Here is a 1,358-nt window from a genome sequence, read left to right as displayed (position 1 = left end):
ATCCAACCCGGACACCCAGGCCACCAGATCATCATCGCTCAACACAAGAGCGACACACTACACGGCAAGTATCACGAAGTGCGGCTGGAGTACTAAGCCATTACTCACTCACCCACACCGTCCCCGGCTCGCCCACACCGGCGAATCGACAGCCCGGCCAACGTCCACATTGACGCCCAAGTGCGACATCGCCATGGGCGGCATCTCAGGTGCTCGACGGTCGAGCTCAGCGCATACCCGCGTCCGCGTGGGTTGGAATTCCCGCAGATTGTTGGGCACATTCCTGAAGACTTCTTCAGGTCGTTTCAGCGTTCGTTCAGCCGCGCTCCTCTATGCTCGGAAGGAGACCTCGGTGAGGCAACGAACCATGGCGGCATGCCTGGCCATCAGCGCCACGGCGGCAGTCGGGCTCGCCACGCCGGCGAGTGCAGGTACATCAATCGTCGGTGGCACGAACGCAACCGAGACCTACACCTTCATGGCGTCCATACAGGACAAGAGCGGCAAACAAGTTTGTGGCGCCAGCCTGATCTCCTCCCAATGGCTCGTCACCGCCGGGCACTGCGTGAGTGATCCTCGCACGCTCGACGTGGCGGACCCGGCGCAGTACCAATTCCGCGTCGGATCGATCGATCGCACACGCGGCGGGGAGTTGGTTGGGGCGGACCGGTTCATCCGGCACGAGAACTGGGACACGAAGTTGAACGATGACATCGGCTTGGTGCACCTCGCCGAACCGGTCGTCGCGACTCCGGTCGCCATCGGCTCCACGCCAGTGGTCGGGACACCGATTCGCGAGCTCGGCTGGGGCACCACATGTGTGACCCACGGCTGCGATGCGCCCGTGATCCTGCAGCAACTGGACACTTCCATAGCCGACACGTCGGCCTGCGACGACCCGCTGTTCGACCCGGCAAGCCAGCTCTGCACGGACAACAACGGAGGCACCGCCAACGCGTGCCATGGAGACTCAGGCGGCCCTGCGATGGTCAATCGCTACGGTCGTTGGCTACTTGTCGGCGCAACCAGCCACGGGCAAACTGACGTGTGCACGGAAAAGGCTGGCATCTACACCGACGCGACATTCTACCGAGACTGGATCAGCCAGCACATCCACTCGTAGGATTCATTAACGAATGGCCTCACCTCCAGCCCAGTTTCTGTTTCCGGCGACAGCCGCGCCGTCTTCGCCGGGGCGACGCGCTTGGGCAGGGGCCGTCACGACCGGTTTCTCATCGATATTCCCACCGTTCCAGCCGTGCACCCCGGAATGAACAGTCAGTCACGGGGGTGCAGGACCGACGCCAAGAGCGCGAGGTTGGCAGACGTGAACTCGCCGGGTGCGGACACGCGGATGC

1 protein-coding gene is annotated in these 1,358 nt (G+C 63.1%); it reads left to right on the top strand.

Features of this window, described 5'->3' with window-relative positions:
• The first annotated feature begins 352 nt into the window (after positions 1–352).
• Complete coding sequence (locus AB0M56_RS50575; protein ID WP_364190860.1) at positions 353–1,123, top strand: serine protease; 771 nt, start codon at positions 353–355, stop codon at positions 1,121–1,123.
• The last annotated feature ends 235 nt before the right edge of the window (positions 1,124–1,358 follow it).

This window comes from Amycolatopsis sp. NPDC051372 (genome assembly GCF_040682095.1).
Lineage (GTDB): Bacteria > Actinomycetota > Actinomycetes > Mycobacteriales > Pseudonocardiaceae > Amycolatopsis.
Note: the sequence above shows the minus strand (reverse complement) of the source record. Positions and strands in the feature narration are given on the sequence as shown.